The organism is Streptomyces viridosporus, from assembly GCF_002078235.1.
Taxonomy (GTDB): Bacteria; Actinomycetota; Actinomycetes; order Streptomycetales; family Streptomycetaceae; genus Streptomyces; species Streptomyces viridosporus.
In genome coordinates this window covers 24859-48972 of sequence record NZ_MSGP01000081.1, presented here as the reverse complement: position 1 = coordinate 48972, position 24114 = coordinate 24859, and the positions used below count along the sequence as shown (strand labels likewise).

The window sequence follows — 24114 nt, the reverse complement described above, 5'->3', positions numbered from 1 at the left end:
CCGGCCGGACCGTCCGGCCGGCGGGGTGCCGCCCGCCGATCAACGGCGCCGGTGCAGTGCCCTCGCCAGCCGCACCGCGCGCTCCCGAGTGGCTGCCGGAACCCCGAAGGAGGTCAGCGCGATCGGAGGGGTGAACCGCTGCACCGTGGTCGACTGCACGGAGGTGAAGGCGCGCAGCCCTTCCTCGCCGTGGATCCGTCCGAAGCCGGAGTCCTGCGAACCGCCGAACGGCAGCGCCGGCACCGCCGCGAAGCCCAGCACCGAGTTCACCGACACCGCCCCCGCGCGCAGCCGCGCCGCGATCGCCGCACCGGTGNNCGCCTCGTCCACGTCGGCCACCGGGTTGATCGCCACGACCGGCCCGAAGGTCTCCTCCGCCATCGCCGCCGCGTCCTCCGGAACACCGGTCAGCACGACCGGCGCGACATACGGAGCGCGAACCGACTCGGGTCCGCCCAGCAGGGCCCGCGCACCCGCCGAGACCGCACCGGTCACATGCCGCTCGACGATCGCGACCTGGCCCGGAAGCGTCATCGGGCCGTAGGAGGAGTCCGCCCCGGCACCCGGGCGCAGCGCCCCGGCCCGCTCGACCACCCGTTCGCACAACTCCGCGTGAATCCCACGCACCGCGTAGACGCGCTCCACCCCCGCACAGGTCTGGCCCGCGTTGCTCAGCGCGCCCCACACGATCGCGTCGGCGGCCGCCTCCAGGTCCGCGTCCGCGGTGACGATCACCGCGTCCTTCCCGCCGCACTCGGCGAGGAACGGCGTCAGCGTCTCGGCGCACACCGCCATCACCTTGCGGGCCGTCCCCGGCGAACCGGTGAACGCCAGCTTGTCGACCCCGGACCGGGCCAGGGCGTCTCCGGTGGACGCCGCGCCGGTGATGGTGGTGAGCAGCCCGGCATGACCGGGTACGGCGGCGTCCAGGAGCTCGGCCAGCAGGACGCCGGTGCCCGGGGTCAGCTCGGACGGCTTGAAGACCACGGCGTTCCCCGCAGCCAGCGCGTAACCGACGGAACCCATCGGGGTGTACAGGGGATAGTTCCAGGGGCCGATCACCCCGACCACGCCCAGCGGCCGGTGCACCAGCGAGGCCCGCTGGTGGACGGTGAACAGTCCGGTGCCCACCTTCCGCCGGCGCAGCACGTGTCCGGCGTTGCGGGCGGCCCAGCCCAGGTGCTCCAGCGTGAGGACGACCTCCAGCGCGGCGTCACCGGCCGGCTTGCCGGTCTCCTCGGCGATGGTGCGGGCCACGGCGTCCAGGTCGGTCGCGAGGGCCTTCTTCCAGCGCAGCAGGTGGTCACGGCGCCGGGACGCGGGCAGCGCCGCCCAGCCGACCTGGACGGTCCGGGCCCGGGCCACGGCGCGGGAGACCTCTTCCGGCCCGTTCACCGGGTGCTCGGCGAGCGGCTTGCCGGTCGCGGGGGAGTAGGTGGTGAAGGTCGCGGCGCGTGGCGCGGCGACCGGGGCGGAGTCGGTCATCGGGTCTCCTGACGGGGAGCACGAGGGACGGACGACTGTGCCGGAGCGGAGACCCGTTCCGGTGACGTCTCGTCCTGGAGCGGGGCCGGCGGACGGGAGTGCGCCCAGTGCGGACCCAGGTCGTCCAGGGTCCAGCCGAAGGGGTAGGTGCGCGCCTCGGGCTTGCGCGGGAACCGCTCCGGCCGTCCGGGCAGCAGGCGGATCAGCGCGGCCCGGGTGCGGAACGCGCGGTGGACGGCGGCCCGCAGCCAACGCGGCTCCGGGCGGAAGCCGAGCGCCTTCAGCAGTGGTTCGTCCAGGATGGCGAGCACTACCCGGGACGCCGCCCGCCGTACCGGGGCCGGGTACCAGGAGGCCAGGATCCGCAGGGTGGCCGCGGCGACCCTGCGGTTGGCGGGGTCGTAGGCGAACATCTCCCGCTCGTAGTCGTCGTGGAACCGCTCGAACGCGGCGTAGGTGTCGGGCACGCCGGAGATGCCCATCATCTCGCCCATCCGCCGGCCCACCAGCGCCAGACTCTCGGTCTCCTGCGCGGACAGGCGCCGCCAGCCGAACCGGTCGATCCACCGCTTCGGCCCCACCACCGTGGTGGCCAGGACGTAGAGGAAGTCCTCGTTGGGGATCCGGTAACGGCCGTGTATGCGGTTCAGGTGGCGGGCGGCTGCCCGGCCGTGCTCCGAGTCCATCCCCTCGCGGACCATCTCGTACATGAGCAGCACCGTGTCGTCATACCGCTTCTGACCGGCACGTTCGAACTCCTGGGTGCGGTCCAGGAGCCGGGAGATGCGCGGGACGCCGTAGTCGCGCAGGAACGCGATCGACGCCCCGTGGAGATAGTCGCGGGGGAACTCGTAGTGGGTGATCCACCGGTAGATCTGCTCGAAGTCCTGCTGCGCATCCATCTGCCGGATGCGGCGGAGCCGACTGTAGCGACCCATGGGTGATCCCTCCTGTCGGAATCGCGGCCACCAGCTCGCGGTGCGAGCGGTCATGTCGGAGAAGTGGACGGCCTCACCGCGGTCGCCTCCGACTGCGGAAGCCGCATGGCGATCGAGAGCCGGCGGGCACGGCCTCGGTGCCCGGGCGGGGCCGCGGAGTACTGACGTCCAGGTGGGGATGACGATGCCGCCGGTGATCCGGGTCATGTGGCTAGGTGGTGCCGCGCTTCCAGCGCCTACGCCCCTTCCCGGAGCGGATCGTGGTGGTGCCGGCTGCGCTGAGGTCCATAGGGAGCACCCCCTGAGTCGAAGATACTGAAACTATTGACTTGTTTCATCGGGCGTCAATACTCCGGACGCAACGGAGACACGGAGACACGGAGACACGGAGACACGGAGACACGGAGACACGGAGGCGCGGAGGCGCCCGGGGCCGGCGCGCCCTGCCGCCCTGCTTCGGCATCTCGAAGCCGACCGCCCACCGCCGGTTCCTGATGCGGCCGAGAGCCGGAGCCCGGGGGCGTCCGCACGAGGCCGTGCTGCACCAACTCGACGACGCCGGCCCCTGCCTGCGCCACGAAGTACGGAGATACCTGCACCAGTGAGGGGGTCCGGGGCAGTCGGCGTCATCTCGTGGGCGTGGCCGTGGCAGGGAGGTGAACCTCCAGCACGACTGCGGTGCCGGCCACGGTCCGGTCCTCGTGCATGTTGATCCGTTGGCCGACTTCGACGTGCTTCCAGTGCGAGGGGGTGAGGGGAACCAGACGGACGGTGGCTCGACCACCGGGCTTCAGGAAGGGCATGTCCTCGACCCAGAGCCCGGCAATACTCACCGAAGCGTCCCCGGTGGGTGAGAGGCACCCGATGTCCCACATGGGCCGCAGAACACCGTGACCGGGAATCGGTGTCCTGCGTCGCGCTTCTGCAGCTGAACGGAGCGTCAGGTCCGCCCGGATCATCCCGTTTCGGATCTCGGAGCACCGCCAGTGGCACCACGTCGCGCTCCGCTCGAGGCGGAACTGCTCAGCCGCCTCGGCAAGCTGCTCCCAGAACGTCAGGGGCAGCGGATGTCCGTCCCCGAGCTCCTCCAGCAGGCTCAGAGCGATCTGCCATTCGTCGTGGGCGAGGTAGTCCCAGACGTCTCGCACCGTGATGTCGTTGTCGGTGGCGACCTCTTCCGGGACCAGGAGGGAAGCCGATTCGAGCAGCTCGGTGACATCCATGGGGCAATTGTCGACCACGTTGTCAGGCTGCTTCCGACCGACGGATTCCCCGTCCCTGCGACAGCACCTCAGCACCCGGAACGGCGGAACCCGGTGCCACGGTGCCACCCCGAAGCGACACTCGGGCCTCGGCCCTGCCCAGCCTCAGCCCACGACGCGAAAACGGCCCACCGACGGAGTCGGTGGGCCGTCACGAGCCTTCGAGGCTAGAGCCGGCTGAGTGCCTGCATCGCATCGCGTTCGATGCGCGAGAGGTCGTGGAGGAGGGAGCCGGCCTGTGCGAGGTTCTTCGCGTCACCGGATTCGCCTGCTGTCGCGATGAGTGCGGCCACCTGTGTCCAGAGGGTGGCGGCTTCGGTGTACAGGGTGTGGCCGGTGCGCAGGTGGTTGCTGTCGATCAGTTGGGCGCACTCGGCGAGGAAGTCCCGGTAGAGATTGCGGAACAGGGCGCCGCCGGTGCCGGCCCTCTCCATGAGGACGGCGGCCCGTGGCAGGTCGTCCTGCGGACTGCTGCTGCGCTGCAGCCACTTCGGCACTTGCTCGGCGGTCTTCTCGATGCCCCGGTGGCCCAGGTTCGCGATGGGCGGGTTCAGGAAGGCGTCGGCGCAGGTCTTGATCGCGGGGATGATCCGGTTCGGCGGTGGCGTCGGGCTGCTGGGCGCTGTGATGGTGAAGGAGCGGTGTTTGGCGGTCATGGGGCCGTGCTCGGCCCTGGCTCTGGCCAGGCCGGCGAGGCTGGTGGAGACGGCTCCGCCCTGCGGGGCGGTGTCCACCAGGTAGGCGTTCTGTTCGTCGTAGCCGTACATGGCCACGACGTGCCCGCCGAAGTGCACCTTGGTGCTGAAGTAGTCCAGGTGGTAGCTGTCGAGTTGCAGGCCGACCGGCCGACCGGCGTCGAGGGGTACCGCCACGTTCTGCCATGCCTTGCGCGGGGAGGTGGTCTCCCTGATCAGCAGCTCGAGCCCGAGGGCGGCGGCCAGGTTCCTGGTGAGTTCGAACGGCTTGACCCGACCTCCCAGGAAGGGAAAACCCATGGCTTTGCTGTCCCAGTAGATGAAGGACAGCCCGGAACCGAGCCCGAACAGCATGGGCTCGGACAGGTCGATCCCCTCATGCCGCAGCAGCACGCCCAGCGCCGTCGTCTCGCAGTGCTGCATGCTGCGGACGTCGATGTCTTCCACCATGGCCATGCCGCTCATTCTCCTGCGTGTGGCTGTGCTTCCGCCTCCCGTTCGGCTTCCGCGAGGTGGAGGAGCTGCTCCCGCAGCACGGCGTGATCGTCTCCGGTGAGACGGTCCGGCGGTGGTGCGCCGAATTCGGGCAGGCCCATGCGAACGGACTGCGCCGCCGCCGGCCGACCCGCCACGGCCTGAACACAGTCTCGGTCACGGGCCCACCACGCCCCGACACACCAACAGACAGCCACGCACTCAACAACGGGACAAAGCCCTGCCCCCCGTTCCCAAGTCAGGTTCCCGTCCCACCGGCGGTGCGCCATGGCACGAAGGCGTTCGTCAGCCCCGTGAGAGCCGTGCGCAGTTCGGGGTGGTGGCGCAGCAGCACGGTCACCATGCTGTTGTCGTCGATCCAGGCCATGCCGGCCCTGGAGTAAACCTCGGGGGTGTAGTACTCGGTGAAGAAGCGGTCGCTGTTCAGCCGGCGTGAGGCCATCAGGATGAAGATGCGGAACGCCGTGTCGCTGAAGGCGAATCCGGCCGGCAGCTTCTCCGCGTACAGCCCGACCATGAGGTCGACCTTCTCGATGTCGCCGTCGTAGAGCCGCTCGACCTGTTCGGCCCACGCCGGATCATCCGTCAGCTCCGCGAAGCTCTCCGCGGGCTTCAGCCGCAGCAGCCGCCGAAACTCGTTGTAACGGGGGACGCCCAGCTCCCTCGAGCGCAGGATGTCGGTGGCGGCGAGATCCTGCAGACGCCCGTCCGGGCGCTCGAACTCCTGCAGGAATTTGGGAAAGTTGTGCAGGGTGACCAGTCCGGGGTGGAGCGTGCCGAAGCTGTAGAGCAGATCGGCCATCCCCGTGGTCTCCAGGACCTTCAGCGCCCCGGGACCCGAGATGTCGCGGAGGGTGCAGTGGCGCAGGGTCGCGTCGTCGGCGACGGAACGCAGGTGCCACGCGTCGCGGACGAGCGGATGCATGCGGTAGACCGCCACGAACTCCTCCGTGAGCGCGTACGGGACACCGTAGTGGTCCGTCCCGCCGCCGGGGATGCCGCTGATGACCTCACTGTCGCTGATCCGGCCGAAGAGGTTGTGGACGCGCTCGCCCGCGATGCCCCACCAGTTGGCGCGCAGTGCCTTGACGGTGGTGGGATGGCTGATCACGGCCGGGGTCCACTCCACGGTGTGGATCTTGGCGAGGAGAGCGGCGTTGACCAGCCGGGCGCGTTGGAACAGTTCCTCGTCGCCCCAGGACGGGTACGCGGCGTGCAGGTGGTCGCAGATCGTGTTGTGCTCGCGGGTGAACAAATCCTGCATCATGGCGAGGCCCAGCCAGAAGCCGGGCACCCGTGAAGGATCGCGGGAGGGGTCCGAGGGGAACGGCGACTGCTCGTCGTCCCACAGATGCAGCTTGCCCAGCTCGCCGGTGCGCATCAGCCGCTGCTCCGTCTCGTTCGACCCGTAGATCTGGGACGCGTCCCACCAGTGGGAGGAGACGTTGACACGGGTGTCGGGCGTCCCGGCCGGCGCCTGCGGGTCGCGGGTCGGGTCCTCTGGTGTCCGCATGATCCGCATGGGGTTCTCCGGCCACGGGTCGTCATCCATGAGCGGTACTTCCCAAGGCTGATCCGTGGGGCTCGTGCCGTGGCTGAACCAGTCGCGGATCATGAACTGCAGCCAGGCGGCGACCAGGGAGTTGACCGACTCGGCCGGGATCAGCGAGTCTCGGGTGAGCACGGCGCGGCTGACCTCGCGCGGGTTCGGCGGCGCGAGTACGTCCACGGGCGTGGCCGGGGCGATCCGGTCGAGCGGGATGTTCCGGCCGAAGCGGCTGCCCGCCATGCCCATGCGCGGCTCGTCGAGATCGTTGTGGCTGCCGTCGGCCGTCCGGTTGACCCTGTGGCTCGCGGAGTGAGGTGCCGGATCGGGCAGATTGACCGAAGGCAAGTGGCCGGTGTCGTGGAGGTTCTTCTGCCGGAGCCTGACGCGCAGGCCGAGGAGCGTCATCAGGCCCGCAACGACGGGCAGTCTGTCCCAGCCGGTGCGCCGGTCCAGGAATTCGGCGACGCCGGTGACGATCCGCCAGGGGAGTGACGTACGGTATCCGGCCGTGGAACGCCGTACGGCGCGTCGTCGCGTGCTCATCGGGACACTCCTCGGGTTGCTTCTGGCCGTTTCGCGTGGGGGCGGCGAGGCCGTGGCGGTTCAGGTGCGGGCGGCATCGCCGAGCATCACGTCGCTCGCTTTCTCGCTGATCATGTGGATGGGGCGGCGACGAAGAATCCGGGAATGCGGGGGAGGACCGAAGCGTCGACGATCCGCAGGTGGTCCACCCCGCGTACGAACTCCACGGCATGGGTCATGGCTTCCAGGCCCGGACCGTCCTTGCCCGTGCCCGTGCCCGCGGTGAAGTAGGGGAAGTGCACCAGCGGGATGTCACGGGAGTCGATGGAGCGCAGCCGCAGCCGATCCTCGGTGTTGTGGCTGAAGCTCTTGAGGATGGCCCACGTGATGCGGTCCTCGTGGTGGGTCAGGTCGGGCGAGCAGCCAGGGTAGTAGCTCCGGAAGTCGAAGGGGCCGCCGAAGACGAACAGGTCGGAAGCGGTCGGCTCCGGGAGGGACTTGCGGGTGATACCGCCGACGGCGCCGTTGGTCGTGCCCAGGCCCTCACCGCGTTGCCCGGCCCGGTAACAGCGATCCGGTTCGGTTCCGGGCTGCGGCGCGTGGAAGCCGGCGAGCGTGCCCTCCACGGGGGAGAGGATGACCTCCAGCAACTGTGCGTCCTGGACGGTCGGCCCAGGGGCGGCGAGGAGCCGGGCGCGCATGCCCGCGGTGACAAGGTCGGCCGCCGGCGGCCCGCCTCCCGCGCCGGCACCGGCGCCGACGTAGTCGAAACCCGTCTCGGCCGGGGGAGCACCAGCGGGCTCCGCGGTCACTTCCGCTTCCCCTTCGCGGAGTTGGCGAGCGAGGTGGCGGCCAGGACCGTATTGACGGCCGAGATCAGCGTGGTCAGCACCGCGGTGCGCGGCGGAAGCCGACCGTTGAGACCGAGCGTGGCCGCCGTCGCGGTGTCACTGCCGTGGATCAGGACGCCTTCGCGCAGGTCTTCCCGCAGCCGATCGCCGTGGTTCGTCAGCAGATCGAGGCCGAGCAGGAGCGTACGAGTCCCGAAGAGCCGGAAGGCGTAGACAGCCGCCGGACTGAGCGCCTCGCGGCCGGGATCGAGACGCCGGATGAGCAGGGCCGGTGCCAGCAGTCCGGTGGCGCCGTTGAAGAGTCGGATCCCGGCGAGTGCGTAAACCGAGGCAGGGCGAGGGGAGGCACGCTGCGTGGTCATCCTGTCTCCTGAAGGTGCGGTGACTCATGCGGCTACGGGAACTACCGCCGACACTCCAGACAATGGAGAGGAAACCCCCTGGAAGCACTCCAAGAACCACATTATGGGAACCACTGCTCACCTGCACCTCGAAGGCGCTGTCGCATTGTTGTGGCTGGGCGGTGCTGCCAACTCGTCAGGACAGGTATCGCCTCGTGTCGCCCCGGCGGACGGCCGTTGTCAGACCGGCGCGGTCGTGCCGGCGGCCTGCTTCCGGGTGGCGAAACGCTGGTTCGTCTCGGTGCGGTAGCCGGGTGCGGTGAGGCGGTGGCGCGCGCGATCACTTCGGCCGAGTACCGGTGCTCCTTGTACGACGGCGGCACGGTCTCCCCGGTGCTCCCCTCCCCGGCACGGCCAGCCCCAAGATGATCCCGCGCGTCGGCCGACGTGACAGTGCCACGGCCGCCCCTCTCGCAGCAGCGCGCCGTGCTGGAGACCGGGGCTCGTGCGAGTCCTCCGAGCGTTCGTTGCGCTCCGGCCTCTTTCCTGGGCGGCCGGAGCGCCCTCGTACCCTCGCTGCCCTGTCCCAGGTGAACGTGAACAGCGGCCGGTCAGTCGGACGGGTCGGCACGTTTCTGGAGATGCTCCCAGCAGCGGTGGACGTGTTGCTCAGCTTCGTGCACAGCGGACCAGGCGGCTTCGTCCGGTGGTGCGGCGGCCGGTGACACGACCCCGGCCGTGGCGCGGCCGGGCTCATAGGAGGTGCGGCGCCCCATCGGTAGGGTCGCGCTGAGGCCGGGGTCACGGCCGTGCCGATGCAGGGCGATCCGGCGGGCGGCCAGGACGATGCCCGTGACCGCCGCTGCGGTCAGCGCGGGTATCACGTGGTGAACGGACACTGCTGTGGTGATCTTTCCGTGCGGGTACCTGCCCGGGGAGGGGCGCCGGTGTCCATGGCACACCGGCACCCCTCCTGGGCGCGTCAGCCGGGCCAGGTGCCGGTCAGACGGTACGTCATGGTGACGCCGACGCGATCGACGGCGGCCGTGACCGCGGCGAAGAGGGCGCCCTGCGGCGTGGCGCCCCGCAGCACCTCGCCCCGGTTGCGTTCCTCGTCGGTGGCATCGGGGGCGTTCTCGTCGTGGCCGAGCGTCTTCCACGTCTGCTTGAACACCGTTCCGGCGGCCATGCCGCCCACGGCGCCCGCGGCGAGTCCGACCGGCTTGTATGCGATCTCCGATGCCTTCATCCGGCTCACCCCTTGCGGCGGCAGGTCAACCATACGGCGACGGCTACGCCCGCGGCTGCGAGCAGCAGGTTGCGGTTGTCCCGCGCCAACTGCGCCCCTTGAGCCGTCTTCCGCCGCACCGGCTCGGGTGCCTTGTCCTCCCACAGCCGGCCGGCCTGGGCCGCTTTGCCCCGGGCCTGCTCGGCGGCCCGGGCGGTCTTGTCCTTGACCGGGTCGGGCAGCTTGTCCTGCGCCTGGTGTGCCAGGGCGGCGGCCTTCGCCTTCAGCTCCCCGGCCTTGACCGTGGTCTGTTCCTTCAGCTCCCCGGCCTTGACCGTGGTCTGCTCCTTCAGCTCGCCGGCTTTGGCGACGGCCTGCTCCTTGACCTCGACGGCTTTCTCCTGGGCGCGGGTCCTGACGTCGGTCTTGGCCGCGAGCGCCTCGACCGTCTCGCCGAGCTCGGCACGGGTCTGCTCGACCTGTTCGCGCAGCTCCTCCGGGCTGGAGGCGGTGGGCTCGTCGTGGGGCGGCTGGGTCATCGGTGTGCACTCTCCTTGATCTCGGCCACCCCGGCCTTCACGTCTTCGATCGTCTGCTCGGGCGTGGGCGGTGCGGCCTGGTCGACCTGCTTCTTCCCGCTTATGGCCACCACCGCAGCGATCACACCCAGGATCGCGGTGACGATCAGCGCACCTCCGCCCCATGGACCTCGGCCAGGTGCGCGAAGGCCTCCCCGTGGGTCAGCCCCTTCGTGGACAGCGACAGGACCATCTCGTCCGCCCCACCGAGCCGACTCCGCCTCTTCTCGACCGGCTGTGGGCCAAAGGTCCCCGCGCGACCTCGGGGACCTTCAGCTCGATCAGGGTCCGACGCTCGTCGGACAAGTCGCTCTTGTAGAGCCGGGGCCGGGGGGTCGCTCACGGGGACACTCCGGCACGGCCAGGCCCTCTGGCCGGCGCGGATGCTACGGACCCACATGTGCCAGTGACGACAGACGCGACATCACGTCACGGGGACGCTTCGGTGGTAGGCCTTGTTGGCTGTGCGCCAGCGGCCGTCGACGTGGACCAGCAAGAAGATGTCGGTGAAGGTGTCAGTGCCGTGCCACAGCGTCATGGACGCGGTCGCGACGGTGCCGTGGGCATCGATGGCGTCGATGCGGCGGGAGCGGGTCGGTTCGTCCGCGGCCGGCCTGCCGTGGAAGAGAGCGCAGTACCCGTCCAGGCGCCAGGAGACGAATACGCCGTCCCGGATTCCCTCGATGTGAGCGGTGGGCAAGAACGCGTCGCGGAAGTGGGTGGGGTCGCCGGTGGCGTGCCCGCGGATGTAGGCGCGCAGCGGTTCGAGCACGGCGTCACCCACGGCGGGGACCGTGGCAGCAACGGCGATGTCGGCCTCAGGGTCGGCAGGAGTGTCGGCCAGGTCGGCCGCGCTGCGCAGGGGGGCGTTTGACGCGGCGGCCAGCAGTGCCATGTCCTTGGCCGGCGCGCCGATCGTGAACTCGGCCGCGGCCGCGACAGCGGTCGGCTGGCCGGCGAGGAAGGTTCGCTTGGGGGCGACGAGCCCGCCGAGCCGGCCGAGCTCGAGGATGTCCAGCACCTGGGCGCGGGACAGGCCGAGGGCGTCGGCCCGCCGCAGTGAGTCGCGCAGCGCGAGGACGGCGCCGGCGAGGCTGTTGTCGGCGACCAGTTTGAGTGCAGCGGCGGTGGCGGCGTCGTCGACGCGGCGCACGGTACCAAGCGCTTCCAGGACCGGCCGGACTCGGTCGAGTGCCTCCTGGTCGGCCGCGGCGAGAATGTGCAGGGCGCCGGCGGCGGCAGTCGGCACGGAGCCGAGCACGGGTGCGTGGACGTAGGACGGGCCGAGGTGCCGGGCCAGCCCGGCCGCCTCGGCGGGGGCGACGGTGCTCGTGTTCAGCACGATCGTGTCCGTGCGCAGCGAGTCGCGGACGCGGTCGACGACCTGCCGGCAGGCCCGGCCGTCGAACAACGCCAAGAGCGCGATGTCGGCCTTCGCCACAGCGTCGTTGGGGTCACCGGTCGTCTCGACAACGCCTGACGTGCGTCCGGAGCGCGTCCGACCGACGACGTCCCAGTGGTCGGCGAGCCGTGTCGCGATCGCGGTGCCCATCCGGCCCAAGCCGAGGACGGCGATCGTGTGCGGTGCGGTCATGCACCCCAGCGTGGAGGCATCGCGCCAGTTGCGAGAAGCGCAGATCTCGCAGGGTGACCATGCGGGATACGCATGACGGCCAGGCACGCTTGTGCGATGGAGTTGACTGCGTGGTGGACGTTCGTGACGGTGTGTCGGCTCGTGTCGCTGTCGGCGGCAGCCGCCGAGCTCGGCTACACGCAGTCGGCCGTCTCCCGACAGATCGCGGGGATGGAGCGTCAGCTCGGAGTGCCGCTGGTGCGGCGGCACGCACGGGGCGTGCGTCCGACGCCCGCCGGCGAGGTGTTCCGTCACCACGCCCTGGTCGCACTCAACGAGGCGAACGGGCCCTGCGTGCTGTGCGGGAGATGCGTGACGGGGCGCTCAGTCGGCCGCTGGCCGTCGGCGCGACTCCGTCTCTGGCCGCCGGGATCGTGCCCGTGGCGATCGGCCGCCTGCTGGACAGGGCCGCCCCTTTTCGGTGGAGCCTGTTGCCCGGACTGAGCGAACAACTGCATGACCGCGTGATCACCGGCGATCTCGACGTCGCTGTCGTCACCGACGCGCCGCCGGGGCTACCCGACGCCCGCGTGTCGAACGACGGTTCCTGGGGATGGACGAGATGGTCGTCGTGCTGCCCGCCGGACATCCGCGGGCCGGGCGCGGCCCAGTGCACATTCGGGAGTTGGCCGACCAGACCTGGGTCGAGGACAACGACGGCTCGGCGGCGCTGCTGCACCAGCACGCCGCCCGCGCCGGAGTCACCGCCCGTATCGACCTCACCGCGGCCGATCTGCCCGGCAAGATGGCCTTGGTCGCAACCGGCCACGCCATCGCGCTGATACCCAGGGTGCTGACGTGCGCGCTGCGGACCGACGTCACCACAGTGACCCTCGTCGATCCCCCGACCCGCGGCATCGACACGATCACACCGCGTCGCGATCCGCACCCGTCCGCAGGGCTCCTGCTCGACCAGCTCGCGACGGCCTTCGGCCCGCCCTCGTCCCGCCCACGTCGCGCACCAGCCGACTGAGACGGACGCCGACCCCGCCGCCCCGGTACTTCGCGACGTCGTCACAGAAACATGCGACTGGAGCAAGGCCCCCGGGACCGACGGCGGATTCCAGGGGGCCCTGCCTCTGACGCGTGCCCCGGATGTCCGGGGCGGCTGCGGCACGCGTACGCAATGTCAGCCGGTAAAGGCTTCGACCAGGGTCCAGATGGCAAGGGCCGCCATGCACAGCGCTCCGAAACGCTGCACGGTCTTGAGCGGGACGCGCTGGGCGATGAACCGGCCCACCAGCAGGGCCAGAGCCGAGACGGACATCAGGGCGGCGGCGGAGCCGATCGCGGTCGGCAGCCAGCCGTTGGTGGCGGCGAGGTTGGCGGTGGTGATCTGGGTGAGATCGCCCCACTCGCTGATGAAGACGGCCATGAAGGCGGTGGTGTAGACGGGCCAGAACCCGGTGACCGTGCGGGCCGCCCCGTCCTCGTCGTCATCGTCTCCGCCGCGCAGCAGGACGAAGGCTCCGAACGCGAACAGGGCCGCGGAGACGAGTTTGACGACCATGTCCGGCAGCAGACTGAGGAGGCTCCCGGCGCCCACCGCGATCGCGACGTGCACGATGAACGCAGTGGACGTGCCGAACCACACATACAACGGGCGCATGCGGGTGCCCATGGCCAGTGAGGCGAACATGGTCTTGTCGGGAAGTTCGGCGAGGAAGATCAGCCCGAAGGCGGTGATGATCGCCAGGGGGTCGAATGTCATTCCGGAACGGTGCTTTCTGCTGGGCCGGGCCGCGGACTCGTAACGGCACCCAGGCGGGCGACGGGAGGAACCCTTTCGGCCCGGCACGACGGAGCTGCCCGCACGGTGTGCGGGCAGGATCATGCCTTGGCCGAAGGTCTCGTCCGCCCCGCATCGTGTGCGGCGGCCCGATGGCCGGGACATCCTCGGACGTCCAGTATGTCGACCAGCGGTTCTCGGGACTACTCCCCTTCGCGACCCCCATGCTACACAGGCCGTCGTCTCCGGAGTCCCCGGCCTCAGCCCGCGGCTGTCCCGGGCGGCCGCAGCAGAGCACCTTCAGGAGTGACCGGTCTGCGCGGGAGCGGGCATCCGCTCCCGCGCAGGACGGACAACCCGCCGAATCCAGGGCCGGCCCTCAGTGGTGCGGTGCGGGCGCTCGGTCACGTCAGCTGCCGCCGATGCCCAGGGCAGTGAGCAGGACCAGGACGAGGGTGGTCACGGCGAGCAGGCCGTGTGCCAGCACCACTGTCAGCGGGAAGTGCCGTTCGGCAGGGACGGCCCCCTCGGCTCCGTACGCCGTTGTGCTGGCCGGTGCTGCCCCGGCTGTGGCGCGGTCGCGGTGGACGGGGATCCAACGGGCCAGCATCACGAATCCCAGCAGAGCGACCGGCAGCAGCAGACCGAACGCGGTCCAGGCCAGGGCGGTCTCGTCGGCCATGACATAGATGATCCACACCACCAGCCCGATCGTGGCCAGGGCGAAGTGCCCGAAGACGACCGGAGCGGGCAGGCGGCTGGTGCCGGCCTGCTGCTGCCGGACCCCGCCGTGTCGGACCCAGGTGCCGAGCAGGTAGAAGCCGCCGAGGGCGGTGACCACCCAGATGATCAGTGCGGCGATGTTCATGGGGACCTCCCGAGCGATGACGATGCCGGAGACGGCCGGACGACACCGGCCACCGTGGGGGTGCGCGGGCCGGGTCACACGACGGAGCGGACGTCCTTCGCGCTGCGGCCGCGCGTGTATCCCTCGGCCTGGGTGCTCTCGTCGGCGACCCGCACGCCGTAGCGGTAGGCGAGCTTGCCGCCCAGGAATCCCGAGACGCCCAGAGCCGCCAGGCTGACCGCGGAAAGAATGAGCCCGCCGAGGCCGACACTCCCGCCGTCGGTGTAGGTGCTGTGGCGCCACAGGAAGTTGCCGACGTAGGCGGCGGTGACCAGCAGGTTCAACGACATGTGGACCAGGGCGGTGCGAAAGGCCGGGGTAGCGGTAGGAATCGCGAACAGGTCGAGGAACCCGGCGATCGCCGCCAGCAGGGCTCCGATCACGCCTACGGCGATCAACCACTGCGAGCCCTGGGTCAGAAAGCCCGGACGGTGCACGACATGGGAAGCGATGTCGAACACCAGGCTGGCCACCCAGGCGCCGATCGGCACGGTCACCAGGATCGGGTGGAACGGGTGGCCGTACGGGCCGGCGAGCGAGGCACTGACCGGACGCTTCGCCTGAAGCTGAGGTTCATTGGTCATCGCGACCTCCCCACTTATTTCACCAATAAGTCTTGGTCTTATTGAGGGAAGGAGTCAAGAGGCGCAGCAAAAGGACACTCGAGGAACACTTGCGCCCATGCAGATGGGAGTTACTGTGGTCTTGTGGCTTACGACCCGACGCGGCAGCAGGCCGACGCGGTGGACACCGCCATCGAGTCCGTCAGCGCTCTGAGCGAGGATTCACGGCGGCGCATGTTCGCCTTCGTCCGGCGCGCCGGCCACGCCGTCACCCGCGACGAGGCCGCTGCCAGCGTCGGCATCTCGCGCAAGCTCGCGGCCTTCCATCTCGACAAGCTCGTCGACGTCGGCCTGCTGCGCGCGCGCTACGCAACGCCCGGTGGGATCCGCAAGGTCGGCAGGCGGCCGAAGGTGTACGAGCCCACCGACACCCAGATCACCGTGAGCATTCCCGACCGGCGCCACGAACTCCTCGCGGATCTTCTCCTGGATGCCGTCCTGACCGAGGGTGCCGACGAAAGCGCCGCGCAGGCAGCGGTGCGGACCGCTGAGCATCGGGGCCGGTGGATGGGTGAGGCCGCGCGGGAGGAGACCCGCCCGGGGCGTCTCGGCCTGGAGCGCGGGCTGACCGTCTGCGAGCGGCTGCTGGAGCAGTACGGCTACGAACCGGTCCGGGAAACCCCCACCCGGCTCCGGCTGCGCAACTGCCCGTTCCATCCGCTGGCCGCGAAGGCCCCCGACCTGGTGTGCGGCATGAACCAGGCCTTTCTCAGCGGCTACCTCAACGGCCTTCAGGTCAGCGGAGTCCAAGCCGTCCTGGCCCCCGAGCCGGGGGAATGCTGCGTCCGGCTTGTCCCCAGCGGCACCGATGGTGATGACCACATGGCGCGAGACCGCTGATCGGACGCTGCCCTACCCGCGCGGGCCGCCGCCCGTGCTCGCCCCTGCCCACTGCGGGAGGCCCGGGTGAGAAGGGGCGCGCTCTACGACCCTGCGGAGAGCTCGCTCGCCCGTGACCGATGCTCGGCGTCTCTGCCGAGCTGGGGGAAAACGTCCATTCCGGATTCTTACCGGAGCATTGCCATGTTGACCATACGTACCTTGAACCGTCCTGCTTCCTCCACAGAATCGACAGCGCCTGCGGCCGCCGTGCCGGTCGCGACTGCCGCCGACTGCGGCCTACTGCTCATCCGCTTGACTTTCGGGCTGCTGATGGCGGCGCACGGTGCTCAGAAAGTCTTCGGACTGTTCGGGGGTGACGGGCTGGCGGCGACCGGCAAGGGGTTTGCGGCCCTGGGCTATCAGCCCGGGGAGCTGTTCGCCGCGATCGGAGGTCTGTCCGAGTTGCTGGGAGGTCTCGGTCTGGCCCTCGGCCTGCTGACGCCGCTCGCGGCCGCCGCACTGATCGGCGTGATGATCAATGCGATGGCGACGGTCACCGGCGCTCACGGACTGTGGGAGAGCGACGGCGGCGTGGAGTACAGCGTGTGTATCGCTGTCGTCGCCCTGGCCGTCGCTGCCATCGGCCCGGGCCGGCTGGCTGTCGACCGTTTCTTCCGCTGGGGTAGGGGCGGCTGGGGAGAGGCTGCCTTCGCCCTGGGCCTGGGCGGTGTCGCCGCTGCGATCACGCTCAGTCTCTAGACCAAGGGCAGCTGGCCCACCAGGTGAGCCGACGTCTGCTGCGCGGGGACCCCTTCTTCGGTACGGGGTCCCCGGGGCTTGGAAGCGTCGCGGATGACCGTGCAGGAACGGCGGCCGCGAAGGGGAGTAGCCCCGCGGGCGTTGTCACGTTGGTGAGTGCGTGGGTGTCTGCCGGTGATTCGGGGTGTGAGGGGGCCGGGTTCCGGGGCCGGTGCTCAGCCCTGGATGGACAGCCGATGTTCTTGCTGATGCGGCCCCGGAGGGTGAACCGGATGGTCATCCGGAGGCGGTGTTCGGCGGCGGTCATCAGGCGATGGCGATGGCGTGGGCGGAAGCGGAGTGAGATGCCGCTGACCGTGTACAGGAACCGCTGGGCCGAGCCAACACCGCGGAAGCCCGTCACGGCCCGTTCGCGCCGGTGGGTGGGTTGGTGGCTGTTCTGGCATCTCCCGCTGGCGGCCGCGTGCGCGAGTGCCGATGACCTTGCCGAAGCCGCAGTGCAGGCCTTCGATGCTCATGCCGATGCGGAGATCGTCACCGGCTGCCCTGGGCTGGGCCCGCTCGGCGGAGCCCGCGTGCTGGCCGAGGTCGGCGACGACCGGGCCCGGTTCGCCGACGCTGGTGCCGCATCGGACAACATTCGCCCTGTCGTCGGTTGACGGTGCCGGCCCATGCTGAGTGTCGTGGTCACTCGGCGTCGAGCTGGTGGTCGGCCCAGACGTAGCTTTCGGGCAGCAAGTCGGTGAGAGGGACGGTTCGGACGCGGTCGCCCTCGCCGACGATGACCTTGAGGGCGGGGAAGTAGTCGAGAAGGACCTGACGGCATCGACCGCACGGGGGAACAACCCCCCGGTCGCGGTCGCCCACGGCGACGATGGTGTTCAGGTCGTAGGCGCCCTGGGCGGCTGCCGCACCGATGAGGACCAGCTCCGCGCACGGTCCTCCCGTGAAGTGGTAGGTGTTCACCGCGGTGACGATCCGGCCGTCCCGGGCGCGGGCCGCGGCTGCCATGGTGTGGTTGTCACCCTGGCAGCGTGTGCGAGCCACGTGCGCCGCGGCCCGGATGAGTTCGTGGTCGACGTGGTGGGTCTGCGTGGTCATCTTCTCCGCCTTCGTCAGGTGTCAGGCGACGTTGACCCGGGTGACGATGGTGCGCAAGCGAATATCGGCGGTGTGCTTGTTTCGCCAGATGGTGTAGCAGCGGATCATGCTGCCCTGTGCCCTGTGGCCGTAGAGCTTGTCCCGGGTGAGGTCGTAGGCGGCAAACAGGTGCCGCACTCCGTGCGGGCGGGTGTAGGGCGCCCGCCGCGGGGGTCGGGGTTCCTAGGTGGGATCCTTTTCTTCAGCCAGGAGACGAACGCCACTGAAGGGCATAAGTCGGATCAAAGTAGGATGGGGCGGGTCGCGTCCGTACGCGCGGAGTCGCTTTCCCCGACCGAAGCACGGAACCCTTCTTCATGAACAGGACCGCCGAGACAGAAGGCGCACTGGAAACCCGTGGCATCGAACAAGTGCCCGATCGTGAGCGCACCGCCAGAACCCGCGAGCTGTTCTCCACCTGGGCCGGCGCCAACATCAGTGTGCTGCTGCTCACCATGGGCGCGAGCCTCGTCGTGGCGTATCGCCTCAATCTCTGGCAGGCGCTCGTCGTCGCCGTCGTCGCCCCTGTCGTGTCGTACGGCCTGGTCGGGCTCATCGGCATCGCGGGCAAGCGCGGCGGGGCGCCCGGCATGGCGCTGTCCCGGGCGGTCTTCGGGCAGCGAGGCAACCTGCTGCCCGGCTCGCTGATCTGGGTGGCCCGCTGGGGCTGGGAGACGATCAACGCGGTGGTCGGCGCCTACGCGATGCTCACCATCTTGCACATCCTGTTCGGCCTGAAAGCGAACAGCGCGCTGAACATGGTCATGCTGCTGGCGTTCGTCGTCGCGACCTTCGCGATCTCCGGGCTCGGCATCAACGCCGTGCAACGGTGCAACAAGTACGCGACCTACCTCTTCGGTCTGTTCTCGGTCCTGGTCCTCGCCCACCTGATCGTGGACACCGACTGGTCGAGGGTGTTCGCCCACTCCGCCGGGTCGACGGCCGCGGTGATCACCGGTATCGGCATGATCGCGGCGGGCGGTGTCAGCTGGATCCCGTCGGCGCCGGACTTCACGCGCTACCTGCCGCGTACGGCCTCCGCCAGGGCGATCGTGGGCACCTCGATCGGCGGCGCCGGCATCGTCGTCCTGCCGATGGTGCTCATGGGCGCGGTGATGGCGGTCTCCGTGCCGGACCTCGCCTCGGCCGCCGACCCGGTCTCCTTCCTCGGGAAGATCCTGCCGACCTGGATCGCGGTGCCGTACCTGCTGATCGCGCTGATCGGCATGCTGCTGATCAACGCGATGTCGATGTACTCGGCCGGCTTCACCGCGCAGACGCTGGGCTTCCGGGTGCCGCGCCACTGGGCGGTGTCGGTCAACGCCGTGATCTCGCTGGTCTTCGGCAGTGTGCTGATGCTGGTGGCGACCGGCTTCATGGGGTCGTTCATCGCTTTCCTGTCTCTGCTCGCGGTCGCCTTCTCCGCCTGGGTCGGCGTCTTCGGCGCGGACATGCTGCGGCGTACGGAGTACGACGGCCAGGCCATGGCCGACACCACCCGCGCCAGCGCCTACTGGTACCGGGGCGGCTTTTCCCCCGCCGCGGTCATCGCTTGGGCGACCGGCCTCGCCGCGGGGCTGATGTTCACCACGTCCGCCTGGTTCACCGGCCCGCTGGCCAGGAACAACGTCATCGGTGAGTACGGCCTCGGCTGGATCGCGACGATTCTGATCTCCGGCCTGCTGTACCTGGCGCTGCCCAAGCCGCCGGTGCCGCCTCGAGCGGCGACCGCCGCGGAGTCCGTCGAGCAGCCCGAGCCCCTGGGCGTCTGACGCGTCTCGGTCCTCGCCCTCTACCGCGGGTGGAACTCCGTCAGCGAAAACGCCTGGGCCCGCCCGGTCCCGGTACTGATCTCCCGTTCCCACGAGTCTGCTGGCGGAAGCGTTCGTTCGCGAGATCCCCCTGCTGCGCGCCCCTCTCGATCTGATCTGATCGCCTTCGGCACCAAGCACCCGCGGACGGCCGAGGAGCACCAGGGGGCAGATCCGGCTCCGGCTGCGGATCATCGAGGAAGCCGCTCCGCGAGCCCGGGGAATCGGCGGCGGTGTTCTCATCTGGTGACGTGCGGGGTGCGGTGGCGTACGAAAACCGCCGCCCCGCTCGGGTGGTGACCGGGCGGGGCGGCGGACGGGACGAGGAGAAGGGCGGCGGGGACTTGAGCCCTTCTCCTCGGGACTGTGCCGTGAGTCACCCCATCTCCTCCAGCGTCTTGCCCTTCGTCTCCTTGACGAACTTCAGGACGAACGGGATGGAGAGCGCGGCGAAGAACGTGTAGATCACGTAGGTGCCGGACAGGTTCCAGTCGGCCAGCGACGGGAAGCTCGCGGTGATCATCCAGTTGGCGATCCACTGGGCGGAGGCGGCCACGCCCAGGGCGGCGGCGCGGATCTTGTTCGGGAACATCTCGCCGAGCAGCACCCAGACGACCACGCCCCAGGACAGGGCGAAGAAGAGGACGAAGAGGTGGGCGGCGATCAGGGCAACCAGGCCCTGGGTGGCCGGCAGCTTGCCGTCGACCAGCGGGTGCGAGAACGCCCAGGCCTCCAGGGCCAGGCCGATGACCATGCCGGAGGAGCCGATGAGCGCGAGCGGTTTGCGGCCGATGCGGTCCACGAAGATCATCGCGATCACGGTGCCGACGATGTTGATGATCGATGTCGTGAACGAGTAGAGGAACGAGTCCGTCGGGTTGATGCCGACCGACTGCCACAGCGTCGCGGAGTAGTAGAACGCGACGTTGATGCCGACGAACTGCTGGAATGCGGACAGGCCGATGCCGATCCAGACGATTCGTTTGAAGAGGAAGCTGCTGCCGAGCAGGTCCTTGAAGGTGGACTTGTGCTCGCGCTTCATGGCGTGCTCGATCTCGGCCACGCGGGCGTCGAGGTCGATGCCCTTGCCCTCGACCTCGGCGAGGACCCGCCGGGCCCGCTCGCGGCGGCCGACGGAGAGCAGGAAGCGCGGGGACTCGGGAATGACGAAGGAGAGCATCCCGTACAGCACGGCCGGGACGACCATCACGCCCAGCATGACCTGCCAGGCCTCCAGGCCCAGCAGCTCGCCGCGCTGGTCGCCGCCGGCGGCGTGGAGCAGACCCCAGTTGACCAGCTGGGAGGTGGCGATGCCGATGACGATCGCGGCCTGCTGGAAGGAGCCGAGCCGGCCGCGGTAGGCGGGCGGGGCGACCTCGGCGATGTAGGCCGGGCCGATGACGGAGGCCATGCCGATGGCGAAGCCGCCGACGATGCGCCAGAAGGCGAGGTCCCACAGGGCGAAGGGCAGCGCGGATCCGATGGCGCTGACGGCGAACAGGACCGCGGCGATCTGCATGCAGCGGATGCGGCCGATGCGGTCGGCTATGCGGCCGGCGGTCGCGGCGCCGATGGCGCAGCCGATCAGGGCGATGGCGATGACCTGGGCCAGCTCCGCGGAGCCGATGTCGTAGCGGCTCCGGATGGCCTCGACGGCGCCGTTGATCACGGAGCTGTCGTAACCGAAGAGGAAACCGCCCATGGCGGCCGATGCCGCAATGAAGATGACGTGTCCGAGATGTTCGGGATGAGCCGTACCGGCTCCTGGCCCGGGGGCCTGCTCTGTACTGGTCACGTGTACTCCTCGGGCGCACCGGCAACGCTGCCGGGGTGAGGTCAGCCCTTCCAGGTGAAACCTGAAGGCAAAAGAAAAGCTGCAGAGACCACGTCTTCACATATCGAAATCAGCATCTCTGCTATTGCGAGATTTCACCGCCCGCTGAGCGGGCTTGCGTTCAAATGTTGTAGTCAAATATCGGACATGATCCGACTACCCCGAAGTCGCGGAGACACACGGGGTCCATGGCGCAGGAGTTCCCAGGCAGCGGGGCCTCAGTCCGGGCCGGTGCTTCGACCAGACGAGTCTTTCCGACGGTGAAGCGGCTGAAGTGGCGGGGTGGGTCGGTTACGGCTACTGCTCGTCACATTCACGGCTCTACTGAGGCTGCGGCTGTTCCTCGTGTGCCCCGGGAATGCCGATTCTGTGGGCCCCGGCCAGCTCGAAGCTCGATGAGCGTGAGGCACTGGCGGCGATGCTGGAGGTCGACGCCCAGCTCGTGCGGGAACGGCCCGGTCCGCTGCTGATCACGGGCAAGGGTTTCACGTCCAGGGCCTTTGAGCGGTCGCTGTCCGTGCAGGACATCACGCTCTTGCGGCCGTCGAGGAAACGCGAGGCCGTCCGCCTCGGAGAGCCGATGCTCAAGAAGGTCCGCCAGCTGATCGAGTCGGTGAACGACACCCTCAAGGGTCGGCTCGACCTGCAACAATACGGCGGTCGCACCTGCGAGGGCGTGGCCGTGCGCGTCGCGCAGCGCGTCCTTGTGCTGGCCGCCGTGGTCTGGCACAACTTCCAGGCCGGGCAGGCGGCCAGCTGCTCCCGGCCTGTGAGGTGCCAATACTTACGCATGGCCCCTGAGCAGGCACTTTGCTACTTCAAGTGATCATGGCAAGCTCGCACTGCATGGTGTTGCGCATGCTCCACCTGATTTTCCTCCGTCTCCTTGCACTCCTTGCACTGCTCGTGCTGCTCTCCCGCTCGGCGGAGGCCAAGGACATCGAACTACTCGCGCTGCTCCACGAGAGTGCGGTGCTGCGCCGTCGGCTCGGCGTCCGGGCACGCCTTGCCCGGCCGGGCCGCGCGGTACTCGCCACCCTTGCCCGGCACCTGCCGAGCAGGCTGCGCCGAACCGCCTGGTCACCCCCAAAAACCTGCTGTCCTGGCACCGCCGGCTGATCCGCTGGAAGGGGGAGCAGGAACCCGCGCGCACCGGGCGGCCGCCGATCTCCGAGGAACTCACCGCCCTCGTCCTGCGCCTGGCCCGGGAGAACCCGACTTGGCGCCGTACCTGCAATCCAGGGTGAACTGCGCCGCCTCGGCCACCGCGTCGGTGCATCCACCTCTGCCGTATTCGGAAGTTGGCGCGCGCACCGTACACATCCTTGGCGTCACCGCCCACCCCACCGTGGCCCGGGCCACCCAGCGCGCCCGAGACCTCATGGCCGACCTCGGCGGCCGCGCCGCCGGTTTCCGTTACCTGCTGCGTGACCGCGACAGCCGCTACCCTCGGGCGTTCGATGCTGTCTTCACCGCCGACGGCATCGAGATCCTCTGAAAGCGCCGATGATCGGCGGCAGGCAGAGAATCCGCGAAGCCGACGCGAACGAGAAGCACGGCAGGGCCAATGAGGCTCTTTCCTCGCCCACAAGCCCAAGGCATCGTGCCGAGTTTTCCTCAGGTTGAGCGAGGCAGAAGAACACTCGGCGTCTCCCTCAACCTGAGGCACCCGAGGTCAGAGCACTGCCATGCCACATCTCCAGGGAGGCTGGCCAACCACGACGGAGACTGTCGCAGACTTGCCGGTGCGTCACTTCCGCCTGCCAGGCGGCAGGGCGTGCGAGGTCTCACACGAACCCGCCCCTGGCAATCGGACACTGCGGTGGCTCTCCGCGACCGCTCCCCAAGATCTGCGCCAGAACCGAGTTTTGAAGGCAGCGGGGTGCTTGCCAGGGCAGCAACTAGGTGTTTCCGGTGAAAGATCCTGTTCAAGCCACAGATACTGAAGCCGAGTTGTACGCGGCCATTCGGCGAGACCACCGAGCCAGCGTGACGATGCGGGAGCTGGAGCGCAGGTACAACGTCGCTTGGCGGACGGTGCGCAATGCCCTGGACTCGGCCTGGCCGGAGCTGCGGAAGCCGCTGCCGCCGCGGCGTTACGGATGGTGCTGGATCCGTCCAAGGGGTGCTCGACGGGACCCTGCGGCCGGAGAAGGGGTGTCCTGGTAGGCAGACGCCCACCAGGACACTCAACTGCAAAGACGTCTGCAACGTCACCGACCGGTGCGCGAAGCCGTTGCGCTCATAGAACCGGATGGCCTCGGCATTGCTTGAGTAGGCCGTCACCTCCGCGGCTTCGGATCCTGCCTCCTTCGCCCAGCCGAAGAACTCTGCGACCAGTCGTCCGCCGATCTGGTATCGGCGAAACGCGGGCTGTACGTACATGCTCACCAGCGTTGCAACCCTCACCGGCTTCATCGCAGACGCGTCCCCCAGCACACCCACGAGATGGCCCACGGCCTCGCCGTCACAGTCTGCGACGAGCAACAGCCGGTTCGGATCGTCTATGCCGGCGGCGAAGCGTTGGCGTCCGTGCTGACGTGGCCAATCGATGTTGATGCTGGCATCCCGAGTCCCGGCATCTTCAGCGAACAACGCGCTGCTGCACTCGACGAGCCCGTTCACGTCCGCGTGTTCAGCTCTACGAACTACCACTGCCTGCCGTCGATCACTCATGGACCGCGACGCTACCGGCAAGCACTGACAACCCGACCCAAGTGCCTTCCAAACTCATGAATACGTCGAAGCGTCGAGAAAGGCTTACTCCTTTTACCGACACAGCGCATTCACCGAGGACCGCGAACACGCACCAACCGCCGCATGAGAGAAGCCCCCGTCCTCGGCAGCAGTCGATTGGACGTCCTGTGGGCTCTCATACACGATCAGCAAACCTTCCAGGAGCAGCCCCCTCA

At 69.3% G+C, this 24114-nt stretch carries 23 protein-coding genes and 6 pseudogenes; 10 read left to right on the top strand and 19 right to left on the bottom strand.

Going from position 1 to position 24114, the window contains the following annotated elements:
* Window positions 1-39: 39 nt before the first annotated feature.
* Together B7L92_RS06065 and B7L92_RS06060 are read right to left on the bottom strand one after the other, a co-directional pair.
* Window positions 40-1485, bottom strand: coding sequence for an aldehyde dehydrogenase family protein (locus B7L92_RS06065; RefSeq protein WP_081236441.1), 1446 nt, complete (start codon window positions 1483-1485; stop codon window positions 40-42).
* Entirely contained in the window at window positions 1482-2423 is a 942-nt protein-coding gene (locus B7L92_RS06060; RefSeq protein ID WP_081236440.1) for an oxygenase MpaB family protein, read from the bottom strand. Before B7L92_RS06060 ends, B7L92_RS06065 begins: the two co-directional genes overlap by 4 nt.
* Window positions 2424-2860: 437 nt before the next feature.
* Between B7L92_RS06060 and B7L92_RS41340 the strand changes: the two are divergent.
* Window positions 2861-2986: pseudogene (locus B7L92_RS41340) on the top strand (IS5/IS1182 family transposase); the annotation flags it as partial.
* 63 nt (window positions 2987-3049) lie between these two features.
* Here the strand turns inward: B7L92_RS41340 and B7L92_RS06050 are convergent.
* Both B7L92_RS06050 and B7L92_RS06045 read right to left on the bottom strand, forming a co-directional pair.
* Window positions 3050-3646 (bottom strand): hypothetical protein, encoded by a 597-nt coding sequence (locus B7L92_RS06050; protein ID WP_081236438.1) that lies wholly within the window; start codon window positions 3644-3646, stop codon window positions 3050-3052.
* Between the two features lie 206 nt (window positions 3647-3852).
* Complete coding sequence (locus B7L92_RS06045) at window positions 3853-4836, bottom strand: BtrH N-terminal domain-containing protein (RefSeq protein WP_081236437.1); 984 nt, start codon at window positions 4834-4836, stop codon at window positions 3853-3855.
* 14 nt (window positions 4837-4850) lie between these two features.
* On the opposite strand from B7L92_RS06045, the pseudogene B7L92_RS41990 reads away from it, so the two are divergent.
* Window positions 4851-5003: pseudogene (locus B7L92_RS41990) on the top strand (IS6 family transposase); the annotation flags it as partial.
* A gap of 110 nt (window positions 5004-5113) precedes the next feature.
* On the opposite strand, the gene B7L92_RS06035 reads toward B7L92_RS41990, so the two are convergent.
* The 8 genes and pseudogenes from B7L92_RS06035 to B7L92_RS05995 form a co-directional block, all read right to left on the bottom strand.
* Entirely contained in the window at window positions 5114-6967 is a 1854-nt protein-coding gene (locus B7L92_RS06035) for a peroxidase family protein (protein WP_081236436.1), read from the bottom strand.
* Window positions 6968-7077: 110 nt separating this feature from the next.
* Window positions 7078-7758: a GMC family oxidoreductase gene (locus B7L92_RS06030; RefSeq protein WP_081236435.1), complete on the bottom strand. Its 681-nt coding sequence runs from the start codon at window positions 7756-7758 to the stop codon at window positions 7078-7080.
* On the bottom strand, window positions 7755-8159 hold the full coding sequence (locus tag B7L92_RS06025) for a hypothetical protein (RefSeq protein WP_081236434.1): 405 nt from the start codon (window positions 8157-8159) through the stop codon (window positions 7755-7757). Before B7L92_RS06025 ends, B7L92_RS06030 begins: the two co-directional genes overlap by 4 nt.
* Before the next feature lie 961 nt (window positions 8160-9120).
* Window positions 9121-9387: a DUF4235 domain-containing protein gene (locus tag B7L92_RS06015; RefSeq protein ID WP_081236432.1), complete on the bottom strand. Its 267-nt coding sequence runs from the start codon at window positions 9385-9387 to the stop codon at window positions 9121-9123.
* Window positions 9388-9392: 5 nt separating this feature from the next.
* Window positions 9393-9905, bottom strand: coding sequence for a DUF3618 domain-containing protein (locus tag B7L92_RS06010; RefSeq protein WP_081236431.1), 513 nt, complete (start codon window positions 9903-9905; stop codon window positions 9393-9395).
* The gene (locus B7L92_RS06005; protein WP_438363964.1) at window positions 9902-10018 is read right to left on the bottom strand and encodes a hypothetical protein; all 117 of its coding nucleotides are present in this window, start codon (window positions 10016-10018) and stop codon (window positions 9902-9904) included. The genes B7L92_RS06010 and B7L92_RS06005 overlap by 4 nt, the downstream gene beginning before the upstream one ends.
* A 38-nt stretch (window positions 10019-10056) precedes the next feature.
* Window positions 10057-10212, bottom strand: a pseudogene (locus B7L92_RS41985) (transposase); the annotation flags it as partial.
* Window positions 10213-10368: 156 nt separating this feature from the next.
* Window positions 10369-11538 carry a nuclear transport factor 2 family protein gene (locus B7L92_RS05995; RefSeq protein WP_081236430.1) on the bottom strand — a complete coding sequence of 390 codons (1170 nt, stop codon included), beginning with the start codon at window positions 11536-11538 and terminating at the stop codon, window positions 10369-10371.
* Between the two features lie 96 nt (window positions 11539-11634).
* On the opposite strand from B7L92_RS05995, the pseudogene B7L92_RS05990 reads away from it, so the two are divergent.
* Window positions 11635-12550, top strand: a pseudogene (locus B7L92_RS05990) (LysR family transcriptional regulator).
* A gap of 156 nt (window positions 12551-12706) precedes the next feature.
* Here B7L92_RS05990 and B7L92_RS05985 read toward each other — a convergent pair.
* From B7L92_RS05985 to B7L92_RS05975, 3 genes are all read right to left on the bottom strand, one after another.
* Window positions 12707-13288, bottom strand: a complete 582-nt coding sequence (locus tag B7L92_RS05985) for a TMEM165/GDT1 family protein (protein ID WP_081236429.1) — start codon at window positions 13286-13288, stop codon at window positions 12707-12709.
* Window positions 13289-13715: 427 nt separating this feature from the next.
* Window positions 13716-14174 carry a hypothetical protein gene (locus B7L92_RS05980; RefSeq protein WP_081236428.1) on the bottom strand — a complete coding sequence of 153 codons (459 nt, stop codon included), beginning with the start codon at window positions 14172-14174 and terminating at the stop codon, window positions 13716-13718.
* A gap of 74 nt (window positions 14175-14248) precedes the next feature.
* Window positions 14249-14797: a DUF2231 domain-containing protein gene (locus tag B7L92_RS05975; RefSeq protein WP_081236427.1), complete on the bottom strand. Its 549-nt coding sequence runs from the start codon at window positions 14795-14797 to the stop codon at window positions 14249-14251.
* A gap of 123 nt (window positions 14798-14920) precedes the next feature.
* Between B7L92_RS05975 and B7L92_RS05970 the strand changes: the two genes are divergently transcribed.
* The 3 genes and pseudogenes from B7L92_RS05970 to B7L92_RS05960 form a co-directional block, all read left to right on the top strand.
* Window positions 14921-15676, top strand: a complete 756-nt coding sequence (locus tag B7L92_RS05970; protein ID WP_255310775.1) for a helix-turn-helix transcriptional regulator — start codon at window positions 14921-14923, stop codon at window positions 15674-15676.
* Window positions 15677-15859: 183 nt separating this feature from the next.
* Window positions 15860-16417, top strand: a complete 558-nt coding sequence (locus B7L92_RS05965) for a DoxX family protein (protein ID WP_081236426.1) — start codon at window positions 15860-15862, stop codon at window positions 16415-16417.
* 452 nt (window positions 16418-16869) lie between these two features.
* A pseudogene (locus tag B7L92_RS05960) lies at window positions 16870-17043 on the top strand (IS110 family transposase); the annotation flags it as partial.
* A 61-nt stretch (window positions 17044-17104) separates the two neighbouring features.
* Here the strand turns inward: B7L92_RS05960 and B7L92_RS05955 are convergent.
* Together B7L92_RS05955 and B7L92_RS05950 are read right to left on the bottom strand one after the other, a co-directional pair.
* On the bottom strand, window positions 17105-17518 hold the full coding sequence (locus B7L92_RS05955) for a cytidine deaminase family protein (RefSeq protein ID WP_081236425.1): 414 nt from the start codon (window positions 17516-17518) through the stop codon (window positions 17105-17107).
* Window positions 17519-17539: 21 nt separating this feature from the next.
* Window positions 17540-17695, bottom strand: coding sequence for a hypothetical protein (locus tag B7L92_RS05950; RefSeq protein ID WP_255310774.1), 156 nt, complete (start codon window positions 17693-17695; stop codon window positions 17540-17542).
* A 179-nt stretch (window positions 17696-17874) separates the two neighbouring features.
* Here B7L92_RS05950 and B7L92_RS05945 point away from each other — a divergent pair, with 179 nt between their 5' ends.
* Entirely contained in the window at window positions 17875-19329 is a 1455-nt protein-coding gene (locus B7L92_RS05945) for a cytosine permease (RefSeq protein WP_081236424.1), read from the top strand.
* Between the two features lie 415 nt (window positions 19330-19744).
* Here B7L92_RS05945 and B7L92_RS05940 read toward each other — a convergent pair whose 3' ends face one another.
* The gene (locus B7L92_RS05940; RefSeq protein WP_081236423.1) at window positions 19745-21163 is read right to left on the bottom strand and encodes a sugar porter family MFS transporter; all 1419 of its coding nucleotides are present in this window, start codon (window positions 21161-21163) and stop codon (window positions 19745-19747) included.
* 293 nt (window positions 21164-21456) lie between these two features.
* Between B7L92_RS05940 and B7L92_RS41980 the strand changes: the two are divergent.
* From B7L92_RS41980 to B7L92_RS40180, 3 genes and pseudogenes are all read left to right on the top strand, one after another.
* A pseudogene (locus tag B7L92_RS41980) lies at window positions 21457-22028 on the top strand (hypothetical protein); the annotation flags it as partial.
* Between the two features lie 32 nt (window positions 22029-22060).
* Window positions 22061-22321 carry a hypothetical protein gene (locus tag B7L92_RS05930; RefSeq protein WP_218030429.1) on the top strand — a complete coding sequence of 87 codons (261 nt, stop codon included), beginning with the start codon at window positions 22061-22063 and terminating at the stop codon, window positions 22319-22321.
* Window positions 22322-22421: 100 nt separating this feature from the next.
* On the top strand, window positions 22422-22700 hold the full coding sequence (locus B7L92_RS40180; RefSeq protein WP_143626244.1) for a hypothetical protein: 279 nt from the start codon (window positions 22422-22424) through the stop codon (window positions 22698-22700).
* Window positions 22701-22819: 119 nt separating this feature from the next.
* Here the strand turns inward: B7L92_RS40180 and B7L92_RS41975 are convergent, their stop codons facing one another.
* The gene (locus B7L92_RS41975) at window positions 22820-23878 is read right to left on the bottom strand and encodes a GNAT family N-acetyltransferase (protein ID WP_255310773.1); all 1059 of its coding nucleotides are present in this window, start codon (window positions 23876-23878) and stop codon (window positions 22820-22822) included.
* Window positions 23879-24114: the final 236 nt, after the last annotated feature.